This window comes from Pseudomonas sp. FSO-7, assembly GCF_059579345.1.
The window spans coordinates 2,757,617-2,775,359 of record NZ_CM184193.1 but is presented as its reverse complement, the minus strand read 5'-3'; the positions used below and the strand labels follow the sequence as shown (position 1 = coordinate 2,775,359).

Below are 17,743 nucleotides of genomic sequence, written 5' to 3'. Positions count from 1 at the left end.
TCGACGAGGGCTTTGCCCAAAGTTGATTGACGCCATGATGTCGCAAAGAATCGAACCGAGCCACCGCGACGAACCCGAGGCCACTGAGAAAACCGTGGCGAGGGAGCTTGCTCCCGCTGGGTCGCGCCTGTAGAGCTGTCGAGCGAAGCGAGGCTGCGATCTTTCCAAAGACACTTGATTCTCAAGCGAAAGATCAAAAGATCGCAGGCTTCGCCAGCTCCTACAGAGCCGAGCGGGAGCAAGCTCCCTCGCCACAGGTCCATCGTTTTTTCTTAGGTGAACTGCATCACCTACCAAAGCGCGATGTCGTAGGTGAAGTAGATCCGGTTGCTGTCACGACCCCGGGAAAAGTCCGAGCGATAGACGTAGTTTCGCACCTTCACGCCCACCCCCTTGAACGTACCCTGCTGCACCACGTAGGCAATCTCTGCGTCACGTTCCCACTCTTTGACCGTGGTGTTGGACTTGCCGTCGTTACCGCTCAGGTAGCGGGTGGAGAACGTCAGGCCGGGCACACCGAGGCGAGCGAAGTCGTAGCCATAACCGAGCATCCAGGTCTTCTCGTCTTCCTCGATGAACTTGCCGATCCCGACGTTGCTGAAGGAGTACACCGTGGCGCCGCTGATGTAAGGCAGGCCCGCCTCGCCGCTGAGGGTTTGGTAGCCGGCGCTCAGGGTGTGGCCGACAACGGCGTAGGACAGCGATCCGCTGAGCATGTCGTTGTCGATCTTGCCGCCGTAGGCCGACCCCGAATCGACGCTGTTGAAGTAGCGCAGGTCGCTGGTCAACACCCCGGCGCCCAGGGGCAGATCATGCTGGATGCCAACAAAGTTCTGTCGATAGAAATTCTCCAGCTCGCCATAGAAGTAGCTCAGGCGGATGTTCTTGCCCAGCTTGTAGTCGGCGCCGGCATAGCTGAAATCGCCGGATTTATCGCCGCTGTAACCGTCAGGCACGATAGGCATGCTGTCGCTCGAATCCCGCAGCTTGAAACGCTCCAGATGTCCGCCGGTGACGGTAAGGTTGTCGATGTCACTGCTCGTGATCTGGGTGCCCTGGTAGGTCTGGGGCAACAGCCGCGCATCGTTGTAGACCAGCACCGGGGTCTTGGGCAGCAAGGTGCCGTATTTGAGCGTGGTCTTGGCCAACCTGGCCTTGGCGGTCATGCCCGCGCTGGCGAACTCGTCGGCGGCGCGACCGTCGTCATGCACCGGCAGCAGGCCGGTGCCGCTGCGGCCACGCCCAGAGTCGAGCTTGACCCCGAGCAGGCCCAGGGCATCGACCCCGAAGCCGATGGTGCCCGGCGTAAAGCCTGACTGGTAATCCAGCAGAAAGCCCTGGGCCCACTCGGTGCGCTCACTCTTTGCAGTCCTCGCCGCCCGGGCGCTCATCCCGTGCTCGTCGCGGAAATTTTCGTTGAAGTAGACGTTGCGCAATTGCAGCTTCAGCTTGCTGTCGTCGATGAAACCTTCGGCGCTGGCCGTGGCCAGGGGCAACAGCCCAAGGATTGGAAACAAAGCCCCGCGGTTAAGCAAAGTGGTCATGTCTGGCTACTCATTGTTGTTATTGGGCGTGCAGGCCGGCACACCCCCACTTGCGGGGGCGTGTCAGGCAAGAAGAGGTTGTCGAGCGAATCAGGAAAACAGCGTCAGCGCCCCGGTCAGCAGGGCTAGCGCGGTAATCACCAGGGACGTGAGCACCGCCCATTTGACGGTGGCTTTCTGGAAGTCGCCCAGGTCGCGGTCGACCATGCCCACCAGCAGCAGGGTCGAGGCCACCAGCGGGCTCATCAGGTGCACCGGCTGGCCGAGAATGGAGGCCCGGGCAATTTCCACCGGATCGATCCCGTAGGCTGCCGCGGCGTTGGCCAGGATCGGCACGACACCGAAATAGTAGGCATCGTTGGACAAGACGAAGGTCAACGGCATGCTGGTAATCGCCACCACCAGCGGGAACAGATGCCCCCAGGAAGGCGGGATCCAGTCCACCAGGGTTTGCGCCAGGGCATCGACCATTTTCGTCCCGGAGAAAATCCCGGCGAAGATGCCTGCGGCAAACACCAGCAGGACCACGGTCATGGCGTTACCCGAATGGGCAAGAATGCGCTCCTTCTGAATATCCAGTTGCGGGTAGTTGATCATCAGCGCCAGGACGAAACCGATCAGGAACAGGATCGCCGAGTGCATGAGCCCCATCACCAGCGCGACCATCACCGCGACTACCAGCAGCAGGTTGACGTAGGCCAGCTTCGGACGCTTGTGCGGCGTGTCCTCGATGATCGCGTTGATGTAGCAGTCACCGCCACCGCTTTGCAGCTGGACGTTGCCAATGCGCTTGCGCTCGGCACGGCCCAACAGGAACGCCGTGAACACCACCCATGCCGCACCACCGATCATGGTCGGCAGCAACGGCACGAAATACTCGCCGGCATCCAGGCCCAGCGCTGCGATCGCACGGGTCGCCGGGCCGCCCCAAGGGGTCATGCCGCTCATGATGCTCAAGGAGAGCATGGAAATGGTTGCCAGGATCATCGGGTTCATGCCGATGCGCTTATACAGCGGCAACATCGCGGCACAGGTAATCATGTAAGTCGTCGTGCCGTCACCGTCCAGCGCCACCAACAGCGACAGCAGCGCCGTGCCCACGGCGATCTTCATCGGGTCGCCATTGACCCGTTTGAGGATCTTGCGGATCAGCGGGTCGAACAGACCGGCGTCGATCATCAGGCCGAAAAACAGGATCGCGAACAACAGCAATGCCGCCGACGGCGCGACCATCTTCAGGCCGTCCAGCATCATCTTGCCGGTGGTCCCGCCAAAACCGCCGATCACGGCAAAGACGATCGGCACCACCGTCAGCGCGACGATCGGTGACAACCGTTTGGTCATTATCAGGAAGGTGAAGACCACCACCATGGCCAAGCCAAGTAAAGCGAGCATATGTCAGATCTCTTGTTGTTATGAGTAGCTTGGCAGACACCCAGGCGCACGCCCTCCCGCCCGCCAGGCAACACTAAGGCGTGCCTGGCGCAAAGGTATTGAGTGAGCTTACGCGGTGCTGTCAAGTCAGCCGTGAGCGGTTAGATGTGTTTGGCGACCTTCGTGCCGTCCCAGCTCGAGTCGGTTGCCGGGGCCTGCGTCAGGGCGGGTTTGCCATCCAGGGTCTGCAACAGGACTTCGCGGTCACAGGCATTCTCCGAGAGGGAGATCACCACGGTCGCGACGGCGTTGCTCGCCAGGCTGGTCAACGCCCGCGCTTCAGACATGAATCGGTCGATTCCGATCAACAGGGCCAGGCCCGCCAGGGGAATGTCGTGGATGACCGTCAAGGTCGAGGCCAGGGCGACAAACCCGCTGCCGGTCACACCCGCGGCCCCCTTTGACGACAGCAGCATGATCGCCAGCATGGTGATGACCTGAGTCAGCGTCAGGTCGATGTTGCAGGCCTGGGCAATGAAGATCGCCGCCAGCGACAGGTAGATCGCCGTACCGTCGAGGTTGAACGAGTAACCGGTCGGCAGCACCAGCCCCACGACGCCTTTCTTGCAACCCAGGGCCTGGAGCTTTTCCAACATCCGCGGCATCACCGGTTCGGTCGAGGACGTCCCCAGCACCACCAGGAACTCTTCACGCAGGTAACGCAACAGCTTCCATAGGCTGAAACCGTGTGCCCGGCAAATGCTGCCCAACACCACGAAGACAAAGAAGGCGCAGGCGATATACAAGGTCATGATCAGCTTGGCCAGGGAGCCCAGCGACGTGATGCCGTACTGCCCCACCGTGAAGGCCAAGGCCCCGAAAGCGCCAATCGGAGCGAAACGCATCAGGTAAGAGAAAATCTTGAACACCATGTGCGAAGCTGATTCCAGGACCTCCAGCACGGGCTTGCCGCGCTCGCCCAAGGACGACAGGGCAAAACCGCAGAGCACCGCGATAAACAGCACCGGCAACACCTCGCCTTTATTGAAGGCGCCGATGAAGGTGTCGGGAATGATGTGCATGAAGAAATCCACCACGCTCAGTTTCGCGGCGGAGTCGGTGTACTGCGACAGCCCTTGGGTGCTCAACTGCGTCGGGTCGATGTTCATGCCCGCGCCGGGCTTGAACAGGTAGACCGACACCAGGCCGATGATCAGGCTGATCACCGTCAGCGCCAGAAACAGCAGCATGGTCTTGCTCAACAAACGTCCCAGCGAGCGCTTGTCGCTCATGCCGGCGATGCCAGTGACGATGGTGCAGAACACCACCGGCGCGATCATCATCTTGATCAGCTTGATGAAGGCATCGCCCAGCGGCTTCAAGGCAATCGCCTGTTGCGACCAGAAGTGCCCGACGATCACGCCCAGCAGCACGGCGCAGATGATCTGGAAGTAGAGCGATTTAACAACTTTCATGGCATCACCCATTTTTAGAATTGTTCTGATGCAAAAGACCCTGGTGGGCTGGGCTATCCGGCCAGCCGTTGGGACGCCGTGGCGTAGACGTAACCTGAGAAAAGCCGGCGCGCGGTACGTACTACCGAGGCCTGAATGGTCTCACCCTTTTCACCGGTGTAGGACAGTACGACATCGATACCGCCGCTTGGGTGCTCAATCCGAACCTGTTGCAAACGCGGCTCACCGACGGTGCCGAGCAGCTGTGCGACGACGCTGCCCTCGGTCACGCATGCGGTGGCCAGGCCGATGGAGCCGGTGATCGCCAAGGCGCGGTGACAGTTGTGCGGCATGAAATAACGCACCTGGACCGTCCCGCCGGACTTGGCCGCAGACACCAGCACCGGCTTGGGAATGACCTTGTCACTGACATCACCCAGGCCCATGGCCAGGCCGGCTTTCAGGCGCAGGGACTCCAGGCGCTGCAGGAAGGCTTTATCGGCGTCCAGTTCAGCGGGGCTTTCGTCGCCGCGCTTGCCAAGCTGGCTGGCCTGAACAATCACCATCGGCATCGCCATGTCGATGCAGGTCACCGGGATGCCGTCGATCACGTCCTGGGTTTGCCCGGTCGGGAACAGTTTCCCGGTCTTGCTGCCCGCTGCATCGAGGAAGGTCAGTTGCACCGGAGCGGCGGTGCCAGGCACGCCGTCGATGGCGGTGTCGCCTTCATAGCTGACCTTGCCTTCCGGGGTTTGCACGTCGGAATTCACGAAGGTCCCGGTATTGAGGTTGCGAATGCGTACCCGGGTCAGGTCGCCGGAAGCCTTGACCAGCCCCTGCTCGATGGCGAACGGGCCGACAGCGCAGAGCATGTTGCCGCAGTTGGGGGCGGTGTCGACCCGACGCTGGGAAACCATGACCTGGACGAACAAATAATCGACATCCGCATCAGGGTGCAGCGATGGGCTGACGATCGCCACTTTGCTGGTTTGTGGACTGCCGCCACCGATGCCGTCGATTTCCAGCTCATGGCCGGAGCCCATCAGGTTGAGCAGCAGCTCGTCACGTTCGGCGATGGCGACCGGCAGATCCCAGGCGAGAAACACCGGACCTTTAGACGTACCGCCGCGCATTAGCACACAAGGAATTCGCTGCATGATCACTAACTCTTGTTAATCAATCCGGATAATTGATGCTCTGGACACAAGAGTGGCAGGGTTTAAAAAGTGTTTCCAATGCAAAGATCGGAGCGATTATTGCGTTTCACAAATGAATTATCTTACGATGACGGGCATCGCGCAGCCCCCTCTCCGCCGAGGTAGAACATGGAATATGAGCTCCAGGACATACGATCTTTCGTGAAAATCGCCGAACTGGGCAGTTTCCACGAAGCCGCCGATGCGCTGCACCTGTCGCAACCGGCCCTGAGCCGACGGATGAAAAAACTCGAGGAAGGCCTGGGCACCGCTTTGCTCGATCGCACGACCCGCAAGGTCAGCCTGACCAGTGTCGGCCGTGATTTCCTGCCCAAGGCGCGGCGCCTGCTGGATGATTTCGACGACTCGATTCTCAACATCCGTGAGCTGGCGGAGCGGCAGATCGGCCGGGTGACCTTGGCGTGCATCCCCACGGCAGCGTTCTATTTCCTGCCGTCGGTGATTCGCCTCTACAACGAGCGCTACCCGAAAATCCGAATCCGCCTGCTCGACCTCAGCGCCAACGAAGGGCTCGAAGCGGTCCTGCGCGGCGAAGCCGATTTCGGCATCAATATGATGAGCGGCCAGCACCCGGACATCGAGTTCGTGCCCCTGGTCAACGAACCCTTCGTGCTGGCCTGCCGCCGCGACCATGAGCTGGCTGAACGCAGTGCGGTCACCTGGTCGGAACTCAGCGACTATCGGCTGATCGGGGTCGGTCGCCTGAGCGGCAACCGCATGCTGCTGGACCACGCGCTTTCGGGCCTGAGCTGGCGCCCACAGTGGTTCTACGAAGTGCAGCACCTGTCGACGTCGTTGGGGCTGGTGGAGGCTGGCCTGGGTGTGTCGGCGATGCCCAGCCTGGCAATGCCCGCCGGCGATCATCCAACCCTGGTCAGCGTGCCGCTGATCGAGCCGGTGGTAAACCGCTCGCTGGGCCTGGTCTACCGCCGGGGCGCATCGCTCTCCCCGGCCGCGGAGAAATTCGTCTCGATCCTGCTTGAGCAGTGGCCGCAATGAGACGAGAGCCTCCACAGCACCAGCGCGGCGAGGCTGATCGAGGCGCCGAGCAGGCTGACCGCCATCCAGCCCCACAGCGCATAGACCTGGGTCGCAGCGGCCGCCCCCAGTGCGCTGCCCACCGAGTAGAAGCACATGTAGGCGCCGACCATGCGACTTTGGGCATCAGGCCGCGCGGCGAAAATCAGGCTCTGGTTGGTGACGTGCACGGCTTGTACCGCGAAGTCGAGCAGCACCACGCCGCAGACCAGTGCGATCAGGGAGCTCTCGGTAAAGCTGATGGGTAGCCAGGAGAGCGTCAGCAGCCCTAGCGACCAGCCCGTCACCCGTTGTCCAAAACCTCGATCTGCCCAACGACCCGCGCTTCTGGCCGCCAGAGCCCCGGCGACGCCCGCCAGGCCAAACAAGCCGATGGCCGTGTGTGAAAGCGACAGCGGCGCGGCGCTCAACGGCAGCACCATCGCCGTCCACAGCACCGAAAAAGCGGCAAAGATCAGCAAGGCCAGCAGGCCCCTGGTCCGTAGCATCGGCTCGGTCACCAACAGCCTGAACAGCGAGCGGATGAGCGCCAGGTAGGGCTGCCGGTGACGGGGCGACACAGCGGCAGGCACGACGGTCCAGAACACTGCCGCAATGGCCAGCATCAAACCCGAGGACACGAAATAAACCCCGCGCCAGCCCGCCAGATCGGCGATCACCCCGGAGGTAAACCGCGCCAGAAGAATCCCCAGGACAACGCCACTGGTGACAGTTCCCACGGCCTGTCCCCGTTGGGAGGGCGAGGACAGCACGGCGGCATAGGCCACCAGCACCTGGACGACCACCGCCAGTAACCCCATCACGATCATGGCACCCAGCAAAGCCAACCAATGCTGGGCTGCGCCGACGGCCGCGAGTGCTATGGCAGACAACACCAATTGCGCGAACACCAGCCGTTTACGGTCGACCTTGTCTCCCAACGGGACGATGAACAGCAGCCCCAGCGCGTAACCCACCTGGGTGGCCGTCACCACCACCCCGATCAATCCGGAAGCGACACCCAAACTCTCGGCCATCGAGGCAAGCAAGGGCTGGGCAAAGTAGACATTGGCGACGGCCAGTGCGCAGGTCACGGAAAACAATAACGTGAGCGACGACGAAAGCCCTGGGCACCGCTGCTCATTCAACGACCCCGTGGCGAGGGAGCTTGCTCCCGCTGGGCTGCGAAGCGGCCCCTCTCGTGAGCGCTCCGCACTCAAGCGGGAGCAAGCCCCCTCGCCCCCCTGATTTCCCGAAGGCTGCCGGGTGAAACAGTCGGCCTCTGCTGTCATGCACGTCTCCTTGGCGCTAAACTGGTTTCAATTAAAAACCTGATCGGATTGTCGCCCTATCAGGTTTCAATTTGCAACCACAAAATGCCAACCAACTTGGCAGTGCTTTTCCAGAGGTCAATGCAATGGAAACCGCTTCATCGCAAAACAACGAATGCCCGGTAGCCAGGACACTGGACGTGATTGGCGATCGCTGGTCGCTGATGATCATCCGCGACGCCTTCGACGACATCCGCCGCTTCAGCGAGTTTCAAAAGAGCCTGGGCGTTGCCAAGAACATTCTGGCTTCGCGACTCAAAGCCTTGGTCGAGGTCGGCGCGTTCGACGTTCGACCCGCCTCGGATGGCAGCGCCTACAAGGAGTACGTCCTGACGGAGAAAGGCCGGGAGATTTTTCCGGTGGTGGTCAGCCTGCGGCAGTGGGGCGAACGTTTCCTGTTCGAGCCGGGAGAAACGCGTTCCGTGCTGCTGGATAACGCCTCCGGCCAGGCCCTCATGCCGATGGAGGTGCGCTCGGCAAGCGGTCAGACACTCGGGCCGGCCGATTGCCACAGGGTGAGGCTCGTGACCGACAACCTGACGTGAGCGTTTTTATCCCTGCAAAATCAGGGACAGGTCCGGGTACCTGGCGCACATGAAATCGACAAAGGCCCGCACCTTCGGCGCCGCAAGCCGCCGGGACGTGTGCAAGACCCAGAGTTCGGCTTCTTTCCCCATTACCGTGCCCCACTGGACCAACTCGCCACTGGCCAACTGGCTCCATGCCATGGACTGCGGGATGAGGGCCGCCCCACCACCGGCGATGGCCGCATCGCGGACCATCAGGAACGAAGAGAACCGCAGCCTGGGGATCGGCTCCAGGACCAGGTGGCCGCCATCGAGTGTCCACTGGGTGGGCTCGAAACTGGAGACCACAATGCCGGGAACCGAGCGGATGGCGCCGGGTGCGGGCATCGGCAGTCCAGGCGCGGCCACCACCACCAGCCGGTCCTTGGCGAAACAACGACCGACTAAATCGCTGTCCGGGCTGGGGTTGATCCGGATGGCGACGTCAAATTGTTCCTCGACGAGATCCACCACGCGATCCTCCGCAATGACCTCGATGGTGACGTCAGGGTAAGCCGCGCAAAACTCCGCGCCGATGCGTCCCATCGCCAGTTGCGAGAACAGGACCGGGGCAGCGACACGCAAACGTCCGCGCGGCGTCGAGACGCCCTCCTTCGCCGCCGCCATGGCTTCGGCCACCTCGGCCAACGGCCCTTCGGCCCTGGCCAGCAGCAGCGCGCCGGCCTCGGTGAGCTTCAGGCCGCGGGCGCTGCGCTCGATCAGCCGGATACCCAATTGTTCCTCAAGGTCGGCGATGCGGCGCGACAAGGTGGCCTTGGCTATTCCGCTGGCACGGCTTGCCTTGCCCAATCCCTCGTTCGTGGCGACGAGGGTGAAATCGATCAGCCCGTTCAGGTTCATGGTGTTCCACTTTTGCAACGGAGTGTCTACATCCTGGCGTCTTCGTTTTACTCCTGCAACACAATATCGTTTGTCCATCGCCACGGGCCGACCAGGCCGTAGCGGACTTTTCTGACTCACCCACCTTTTTGCAGGAGATTCAAAATGAGCATTCTCGTTACCGGCGCCACGGGCACCCTCGGTTCACTCATCATTCAACGCCTCGCCGACGCAGGCGCCGAGGTCAAAGCCCTCGTGCGCCAGCCTGGCAAGGGCTCCTTCCCGGCGGGCGTCACTGAAGTCGTTGCCGACCTCACCGACGTCCCTTCGCTGCGCAACGCACTGGCGTCGGTGCGCACGCTGTTCCTGCTCAACGCCGTGACGCCCGACGAGGTGACGCAAGCCCTCATCACCTTGAACCTCGCTCGCGAAGCGGGCATCGAGCGCATCGTCTACCTGTCGGTGATTCATGCCGACAAGTTCACCTACGTGCCGCACTTCACCGGCAAGCATACAGTGGAGCGCATGATCGAAAACCTCGACATCCCGGCGACCATCCTGCGCCCGGCTTACTTCATGCAAAACGAATTCATGGTCCAGCAGACGATTCAGGACTACTCGGTGTACCCGATGCCGATCGGCTCGGCGGGCGTGTCGATGATCGATACCCGGGACATTGCCGATATCGCCGCCGCCGAGTTGCTGCGACGCGACAAGGCGCCTTCGGCCCTGGACCGGGTCACCCTGGAACTGGTCGGCCCGCAAGCACTGACCGGTACCGCCGTGGCGAAGATCTGGAGCGCCGCCCTGGGTCGCGAGATCGCCTACGGCGGTGACGATGTGGCCGCCTTCGAAGCCCAATTGGCCGCATACGGCCCCGCCTGGCTGGCTTATGACATGCGCCTGATGATGTCCGGTATCCAGACGTTTGGCATGCAAGCCGCTGAAGGGACTGTGCAACGGCTGCAGGCGATTCTGGGACGCCCGCTGCGTACCTACGAAGACTTCGTTCGCGAAGCCGTTGCGCAGGGTTGAACCGCTGGAGCGCAGGAGTGGGCTCGACTCATCGAGTGCCTACTCCTCCGCCGGCCTCATATGAAAAATCGTATAGGGTAGGATCAACGTATCGGCAACGATACTGAAAGGCAGGTCGACGATTGCAAACGGTGCCAGCGCGCGTGAATACACGTCGTTGTCGTTCGTCGAGCCCTTGATGATCTTGATATCGGTGGCCGCGCCGCAGTAAGGCTGGCGGCCGCAGAGTTGCCCCATGCCAAAGATTTCGTTGGCCGTCGCGCACCCCGCCAACAGCGCCATCGTCAAAGCCAATATCGCGATCCGCATGACGCTCTCTCCCCTGGAAAGACGGGACTGTAGCATCGATGGTGGACGACCTGTAGAGGTACACCCTGCTGACGCTGCGTCGGCCGGTCGCTTAGGAGGCCCGTATATTCGGCGCTCCACCTCCCCGCTCATTCCACGCCGCCTCCTTTTTGGCGGCAAGTGAATCCCCGCCTGCACCCGCCAGATATTTAGCTTGACGCCAGAGATGACGATCATCATATTTATAAAATATTACGCTCATCATGTAGAAGCCGCCGTTACTGCAACGGGGCCGCAAGCCACCATCGCGGCATTTGGCATCAACGTCTTTACCCGCCAACCAAACACCGGAGAGGATGTATGGAAGCCCGAACGTCATTGGCGATTGCCAACACCCAACCCCACGCCTCCACCCAACCCTTGACCGGCAAAATCGTGGCGCTGCTGGCAGGCCTGGCGGCGATCAGCATGCTCTCCACCAACATCATCCTTCCGGCGTTTGCGGACATCGGTGAAGACCTGGGCGTGACCGCTCGCGAACTCGGCCTGACGCTGTCCAGCTTCTTCATCACCTTTGCCTTGGGCCAGTTGGTGGTCGGGCCACTGGCCGACCGCTACGGACGCCAGAAACTGGTGCTGGGTGGCCTGTCGGTGTTCGTGGTCGGCACCGTCATCGCCGGTCTTGCCAGCACGCTCGATGTGCTGATCGCCGGACGCGTCGTGCAGGCGTTGGGCGTGTGCGCGGCCTCGGTGCTGTCGCGCGCCATCGCACGGGATCTGTTCGAAGGCGAGACGCTCGCCCGCGCCCTGTCGCTGACGATGATCGCCACGGCCGCGGCACCAGGGTTTTCGCCGTTGGCCGGCAGCGTCCTGGCCGTCACGCTCGGCTGGCGTGCCATCTTCATCCTGGTGGGACTGGCCGCCGTTGTACTGGCGTTTTTCTATGTGCGCGACCTCGGAGAAACCCATCCCGCCGATCGCCGGGCACCCCACTCGGCCAAGAGCGTGGCGCTCGCCTATCGCCGATTGGTACTGGATAAACGCTTCATCCTCCCCGCCCTGTCCATGGGTTTGTTGATGAGCGGCCTGTTCGCCTCGTTCGCGGCGGCGCCGGCCATCCTGATGCAGGGTTTCGGCCTGACCTCGGTGCAGACCGGCCTGTATTTCGCCGCCACCGTCTTCGTCGTGTTCGCGGCCGGCATGGCGGCCCCACGCCTGGCCCATCGTCATGGCGCCCGAATCGTCACGCTCCTGGGCATCGCTTGCGCCATGGCCGGCGGCGGCTTGCTGCTGGTAGGGCCGGCCGTGCCTGGCCTGGGGTGGTATGCCCTTTCGATGATCACGTTCCTGTGGGGCATGGGCCTGGCCAATCCGCTGGGCACGGCAATCACCATGGGCCCTTTCGGCAAAGAAGCCGGGATGGCGTCCGCGCTGCTGGGTTTTCTCTCCATGGGCGCGGCGGCGCTGACCACCTGGCTGGCCTCGGTCCTGAACTTCGCGCCGATCACTACACTGGGCGGGATTCAGGCGACGGCCTGCCTGGTGGCGCTGGTGTTGTTTCTGTTGCGGGGTAGGCTTTGAGCAATGGCTTCGCCGATCAATACACCGGCCAAGTTTCGACAATCTTTCCCCCGCGCACGGCCAGCAAATCGCCAAACTGCAGCAATACGGACTCGGTCTGGGTCGGCCGTAAAAATACCTGGTCCTCTACGTTCAACCCCACGGCCGGCGAACCGTTGACCATTTCCTGATTGGAACTGCGACCATAAAGCTCGTTGCTTTGCAGCCCCGAAGGAGACTCGAACTCGGCCATCCAATTGCCACCGTAGATAAAGAACGTCCCACGCTGGTTCGGGTCCCACCAGGAGAACAATCGGGACTTGTCATTCAGGGCGGGAAAATTGACGGCGCCGGTGCTTTTCAACACGGGCGTTGCGATAAAGGCCGCCGGCACATGCTCGGCCAGGGATGGCAAGTCGTAATGCGTCGGCTTGAGAAACGCGGTCCCCACCGAGACCTCGCTGCTCAAGCGCTCCTGCTCGTGCATGCCGTAGCTGGGGCTGCCGGCGGTATTGAGCGTGAGCCCGTCGTGCCAAAGCGCCGGGAAATGTTCACGCACGTAATTCACATGGCCGTTGTAAATGACCATCACCTGGTCGAACAACGCCTGGGACGAACCAAGAACCCGGGGCACGCCCATGCCGACAAACGGGTCATACCCCATGAAGCCTGAAAATTCGAGCTGCTGCGGATGGGCACTGATCAGCGTCAGCATCTCGCCGAGTACCGCGTGGTCAGCGACTCCGCCGCGATGCAGGCCGACATCCAGCTCGATATTGACCCGCATCCGAATGCCCAGGCCCTGCGCCAACGCCTGGTAACCCATCAGCCGCTGCGGGGTGTCGATCAACCATTGCAATTGCCTGGAAGGGTCGAAGGTGCCCTTGTGGGTTTGGTAAAACAACTCGGCCGAGCGCACCGGCAGAGGTTTGCCGAGCAAGAGGTCAGACTCGGGGAAAGTCACCGCATCGTGGTTGAGGAACGGCTGATGAAACGACATCAGCCGCCGGGTATCGGTACGTTTGGCGATGTACGCCAACAACCCGGGCGACGGCAGGGACTTCTCCACCAGGCGCAAGTGTTTACCGGCACGTTTGACGGACTGCATGACCACATTGATGTTGTGATCGAGCAGGTCGAGGTCGATCAGCATTACGGGGCGCATCGGCCCATGGACCTTCAGCTCCTGGTTCAACGCACGGAAGTACTCGTTGTAGGGACTGCCCCGGTCGCTGGGCCGCAACAGCGCACCCGCCCCGGCCATCAACGCACCCACGCCCGCGGTGCCGAGCATAAAGGTTCTACGGTTCATCAGGATGCTCCCTCCGCGTGCGCAATCAGGTGCACGTTACGGCAGCGCTACTCCATCGTTGAGGTTATGCGAGGCCAGAAAGGGGGCTTTAGCGGCCACGCTTTGCCGATGCCCGGAAGAAAGGCCCTTCCTGGTGTGTGGCTACCACTGGCTCGATCCGTTCATGGCCTGCTCTTGGCGCAAGTGTTCCCAAAATATCCTGATGACATATTCACGTCCGCGATGGCAAGCTTCCGACCGCGCCCAGCCCCGTATGCAGCCGGGCAAGTCTTTCATAGGCGATGCCCGTTGCCATTCACCTCGGCCACCCATCAACTGTTATCCAACTGAACAAGGATGTCCTCATGAAAATCTCTCTTGGTCTCGTCACGCTGGCCGGGTGCCTGTCCACCGTCCCGGTCTTGGCTGCCGGCCCGAGCCACGGCGATCTGTTCAAGGCCTTGGCGCAGTGCCAGGCCAGTGCGCAACAGGTGAGCGAGTTCAACGGCCTGGTGGACGCTGAGCAAGTGTCGCTAGCCAAGGATGAAGCGCACACCCCGTGGGGCGGTGGCGCCTGGCAAGCCTCCCCGGCACTGACGGTGCACGGCGTGTCGTCGACCACCCTGGTGATGACCGACCGCTTCAGCTTCTTTCTCCAGGCCAAGAGCAGCAACCCGAAGGCCGATGCAGAGAAACTCGCCAGCGCCCTGAAACTGGAAAAGACCTTGGATACCGACGGCTACGTGGACTACCAGCGCAACCTCGACAACGGCGCGACCCTGCGCGTGGTATCCACCGAAAACAAGGACAGCGATCTCTACGTGGGTTGCACCTATCAGCAGGACGCGTCCTGAGACCAGACGGCCTCGACACAAGGGTCGGGCCATACCCCAGGCCATTGTGGGAGCGAGCTTGCTCGCGATGAGGCCTTCCTTGCCGACACTTCATTGCCTGCCCCCCCGCCATCGCGAGCAAGCTCGCTCCCACAAGGAAATTTGTGCCTGGCGCAAGGCCTGGGCCTTACCCAAACCCAATGTGGGAGCGAGCCTGCTCGCGATGAGGCCCTCCCGGCCGATACTTCATCGCCTGACCTTCCGCCATCGCGAGCAGGCTCGCTCCCACAAGGGGGCAATGACACAGTATTGGACTTTTACCTATCCGCGCTCCACCGACACCTCTTTCACCCGCGCCAACAGCACCTGCAATGGATGAAGCACCGCCACACCCTCTTGCCGCTTCACCTGGCTGCGGCAGGAGTACCCATCGGCAACCACCCTGCCCGACTGATTGAATTTCTGCAGGAGCGGCTTCCAGGACTGCCCATAGATCGTGTCGGACGTTCCGGCGTTTCGCGTCTCATGCCCGTAGGTGCCCGACATCCCGCAACAGCCGCTGGCTTGCACTTGAAGCGTCAGGCCCATGCGCTGGAAAATTTTCTGCCATTGCCCGATACTGCCCGGCTCGTTGGTTTTTTCCGTGCAATGCGGCAGGAAGTGGTAAGGCTCGTCCGCCTTCACGGCTTCATCTTCCGGCAGCGCATCAATCAACCACTCCTGCGCAAGCATCACCTGGGGAGCGCTGCCGGCGTCCAGGGTCTTGGCGTACTCCTGTCGATAGACCAGGGTCATCGCCGGATCGAGCCCCACCAATGGCACTCGATACTGCTGGAGGCTGAGCAAGGTCTGGCTATTGAAGCTGGCAGCCTTCTCAAACGCCTTCAAGAACCCCTGCACCTGAAGCGGTTTGCCGTTGGGCGCGTAAGGGGCCAGAAAGACTTTGTAGCCCAGCCTCGAAATCAGCTCCACCCAGTCAACAAGCAATGGCGTTTCAAAAAACCGGGTAAACGCGTCCTGCACGAGGATGACACTTTTCTCCCGCTGCTCAGCGCTAAGCGCTTCCAGGCGTCCCGATGTTGCCACTTCCACGTTCCAGCGCCGACACACGGCGGCAAAATCCACCAAGCTGAGCAGCGGGCTATCGACCATCCCGGCCACGCGTTCGAGCCCCCAGCGGATCGGCCGGGCACTCATCACGACGTTGTACAGGCGCGGCATTTTGGCGAGATACGGCACCGTGTATTCCAATGAGCCAATCAGGTAGTCCTTGAGGGGACGCAGGTAGCGGCTGTGGTAAAGCTCAAGGAAGCGCGAGCGGAACTCCGGCACATTCACTTTGACGGGACATTGGCCCGCGCAGGATTTGCAGGCCAGGCAACCGGTCATCGCTTCATAGACCTCATGGGAAAAATCTGGCTGCCCCATCTTCCGGGCCAGGCTATTCACGGCCCGACGCGCCACACCCTGCGCCCCGCCAGCCCCTCGAACCCGATCGCTGGCCGCCAGCACATCGACACCCTGCTCGCCCTGCAACCTCAGCCATTCCCGGATCAGCGAGGCCCGCCCCTTGGGCGAGTGAATGCGATTGCGCGTCGCCTTCCAGGACGGGCACATGGCGTCATCAGGATCGAAGTTGTAGCACGCACCATTGCCATTGCAATGAACCGCCGTGTCATAGCTCTGCCAGACGCGTTCATCGATGGTCCGGTCCAGGGCACCGCGCATCTCCACTTCATCGACGCGGGTCAGTCGAGCATCGGGGACCGTGTTCGGAGTGGCGATCTTGCCGGGGTTGAGTTGGTTGAAGGGATCGAAAGCCGCCTTCAGCGCTTGCAGCGCGGGGTACAAATCACCGAAGTAATCGGGCACGTATTGCGACCGCAAGCCCTTGCCATGCTCGCCCCACAGCAGTCCGCCATACTGTTGCGTCAAGGCTGCGACCGCATCGGAAATCGGCCGGATCAAGGCGGCCTGGGCCGGGTCCTTCATGTCGAGGATCGGACGCACATGCAGGACGCCGGCGTCGACATGACCGAACATGCCGTACTGCAAATCATGGCTATCGAGCAGCGCACGGAACGTCTGGATGAAGTCCGCCAGGTGTTCCGGCGGAACAGCAGTGTCTTCGACAAAGGGCTGGGGCCTGGCCTCACCCTTGACGTTGCCCAGTAACCCCACGGCGCGCTTGCGCATCGCATAGACACGCTTGAGCGCCTCGGCGCCAATCGCCAACGTGTGGCCCAAGCGGACAACGGACGTATCGCGTTGCAGGTGCAGGACGAACTCATGAACTTGCTGCTGAACCGCCGCTTCGTCATCCCCGCTGAACTCAATGAGGTTGATCCCCAGCGTCGGCGTATCGGGGTCTTCAGGGAAATACTCGGCGACACCGTGCCAGACAATGTCCTTCATCGCCAGCATCAGCACTTTTGAATCCACCGTCTCAATCGACAGCGGCTTCATGGCCATCAACGCCTTGGCATCACGCAGGGCGTCCATGAACCCGGCGTAACGCACGTTCACCAGGATGGAGTATTTCGGGATGGGCAGGACGTTCAGCTTGGCCTCGACGATGAAGCCCAAGGACCCTTCAGAGCCGCAAAGAACGCTGTTCAGATTGAAACGCCCATTGGGTTCGCGCAGATGGGCCAAGTCATAACCGGTCAGGCAGCGGTTGAGTGTCGGAAAGGTGTCCCTGATCAGCTCGGCGTGAGTATCGGCGATGTCCACCGCGCACGTGTAGACCTCGCCCACCCGATCCTCGCGGTTGAGCAGCGCCGGCAACAGCGCCGCGTCGACCGCTGAGCTGGTGAGACGCTCACCGCCCAGCAATACCGTCGAAAGCTCAAGCACATGATCGCGCGTCTTGCCGTAGGTGCAGCTCCCCTGGCCACTCGCGTCCGTGTTGATCATCCCGCCGATGGTGGCGCGATTCGACGTCGAGAGTTCGGGGGCGAAGAACAAACCGTAGGGCTTGAGCGCTGCGTTCAACTGATCCTTGACCACGCCACTCTGTACCCTGGCCCAGCGCTCCTCGACGTTGATCTCCAGGATGTTGTTCAGGTGGCGGGAAAGGTCGACCACCACGCCGTCGGTGAGCGATTGGCCGTTGGTGCCGGTGCCTCCACCACGTGGCGTGAGCACGACCGCACGGTGCGCGGGGTCGGCGGCCAAGCGTGACAGGATCATCACGTCCTGTTCATCCAGGGGAAACACCGCCGCTTGAGGCAGGCGCTGGTAGATGGAATTGTCGGTGGCCAATACCGTCCGGTCGCCATGGTCGCGGGCAATCTCGCCTTGAAACCCCGCCCCTTGGAGCGCGTTTAGAAAAGCGTCATAGGTCGCTTTCTGGGGATCAGGAGGCGATAACCGGGCAATCATGATGTATTC

14 protein-coding genes are annotated in these 17,743 nt (G+C 61.7%); 5 read left to right on the top strand and 9 right to left on the bottom strand.

From position 1 onward, the window contains the following. Nucleotides 1-290: 290 nt before the first annotated feature. From AC515T_RS12240 to AC515T_RS12225, 4 genes are all read right to left on the bottom strand, one after another. Nucleotides 291-1,544, bottom strand: a complete 1,254-nt coding sequence (locus AC515T_RS12240) for an OprD family porin (RefSeq protein ID WP_496532678.1) — start codon at nt 1,542-1,544, stop codon at nt 291-293. A 90-nt stretch (nt 1,545-1,634) separates the two neighbouring features. Beyond that, nucleotides 1,635-2,939: a CitMHS family transporter gene (locus AC515T_RS12235; protein WP_496532677.1), complete on the bottom strand. Its 1,305-nt coding sequence runs from the start codon at nt 2,937-2,939 to the stop codon at nt 1,635-1,637. A 140-nt stretch (nt 2,940-3,079) separates the two neighbouring features. After that, complete coding sequence (locus AC515T_RS12230) at nt 3,080-4,405, bottom strand: dicarboxylate/amino acid:cation symporter (protein WP_496532676.1); 1,326 nt, start codon at nt 4,403-4,405, stop codon at nt 3,080-3,082. Nucleotides 4,406-4,446: 41 nt separating this feature from the next. Beyond that, nucleotides 4,447-5,529: a 4-oxalomesaconate tautomerase gene (locus AC515T_RS12225; RefSeq protein WP_496532675.1), complete on the bottom strand. Its 1,083-nt coding sequence runs from the start codon at nt 5,527-5,529 to the stop codon at nt 4,447-4,449. Nucleotides 5,530-5,697: 168 nt separating this feature from the next. On the opposite strand from AC515T_RS12225, the gene AC515T_RS12220 reads away from it, so the two are divergent. After that, nucleotides 5,698-6,588 carry a LysR family transcriptional regulator gene (locus AC515T_RS12220; RefSeq protein ID WP_003200706.1) on the top strand — a complete coding sequence of 297 codons (891 nt, stop codon included), beginning with the start codon at nt 5,698-5,700 and terminating at the stop codon, nt 6,586-6,588. Here the strand turns inward: AC515T_RS12220 and AC515T_RS12215 are convergent. Continuing rightward, complete coding sequence (locus tag AC515T_RS12215; protein ID WP_496533125.1) at nt 6,513-7,754, bottom strand: MFS transporter; 1,242 nt, start codon at nt 7,752-7,754, stop codon at nt 6,513-6,515. The two genes, AC515T_RS12220 and AC515T_RS12215, sit on opposite strands and share 76 nt — an antisense overlap. 269 nt (nt 7,755-8,023) lie before the next feature. On the opposite strand from AC515T_RS12215, the gene AC515T_RS12210 reads away from it, so the two are divergent. Beyond that, entirely contained in the window at nt 8,024-8,482 is a 459-nt protein-coding gene (locus AC515T_RS12210) for a winged helix-turn-helix transcriptional regulator (RefSeq protein WP_496532674.1), read from the top strand. A 6-nt stretch (nt 8,483-8,488) separates the two neighbouring features. Here AC515T_RS12210 and AC515T_RS12205 read toward each other — a convergent pair whose 3' ends face one another. Continuing rightward, nucleotides 8,489-9,364 (bottom strand): LysR family transcriptional regulator, encoded by an 876-nt coding sequence (locus AC515T_RS12205; RefSeq protein WP_496532673.1) that lies wholly within the window; start codon nt 9,362-9,364, stop codon nt 8,489-8,491. A 144-nt stretch (nt 9,365-9,508) separates the two neighbouring features. Between AC515T_RS12205 and AC515T_RS12200 the strand changes: the two genes are divergently transcribed. Beyond that, the gene (locus AC515T_RS12200; RefSeq protein WP_496532672.1) at nt 9,509-10,378 is read left to right on the top strand and encodes an NmrA/HSCARG family protein; all 870 of its coding nucleotides are present in this window, start codon (nt 9,509-9,511) and stop codon (nt 10,376-10,378) included. Nucleotides 10,379-10,417: 39 nt separating this feature from the next. Here the strand turns inward: AC515T_RS12200 and AC515T_RS12195 are convergent, their stop codons facing one another. Further along, the gene (locus tag AC515T_RS12195; protein WP_496532671.1) at nt 10,418-10,687 is read right to left on the bottom strand and encodes a YceK/YidQ family lipoprotein; all 270 of its coding nucleotides are present in this window, start codon (nt 10,685-10,687) and stop codon (nt 10,418-10,420) included. A gap of 339 nt (nt 10,688-11,026) precedes the next feature. On the opposite strand from AC515T_RS12195, the gene AC515T_RS12190 reads away from it, so the two are divergent. Next, nucleotides 11,027-12,247, top strand: a complete 1,221-nt coding sequence (locus AC515T_RS12190; RefSeq protein WP_496532670.1) for a multidrug effflux MFS transporter — start codon at nt 11,027-11,029, stop codon at nt 12,245-12,247. A 16-nt stretch (nt 12,248-12,263) separates the two neighbouring features. On the opposite strand, the gene AC515T_RS12185 is transcribed toward AC515T_RS12190, so the two are convergent. Then, on the bottom strand, nt 12,264-13,469 hold the full coding sequence (locus AC515T_RS12185) for a DSD1 family PLP-dependent enzyme (RefSeq protein WP_496533124.1): 1,206 nt from the start codon (nt 13,467-13,469) through the stop codon (nt 12,264-12,266). A 413-nt stretch (nt 13,470-13,882) separates the two neighbouring features. Here AC515T_RS12185 and AC515T_RS12180 point away from each other — a divergent pair, with 413 nt between their 5' ends. Beyond that, complete coding sequence (locus tag AC515T_RS12180) at nt 13,883-14,371, top strand: hypothetical protein (RefSeq protein ID WP_496532669.1); 489 nt, start codon at nt 13,883-13,885, stop codon at nt 14,369-14,371. Between the two features lie 300 nt (nt 14,372-14,671). Here AC515T_RS12180 and ydiJ read toward each other — a convergent pair whose 3' ends face one another. Continuing rightward, on the bottom strand, nt 14,672-17,734 hold the full coding sequence (gene ydiJ, locus AC515T_RS12175) for a D-2-hydroxyglutarate dehydrogenase YdiJ (RefSeq protein ID WP_496532668.1): 3,063 nt from the start codon (nt 17,732-17,734) through the stop codon (nt 14,672-14,674). Nucleotides 17,735-17,743 lie beyond the last annotated feature (9 nt).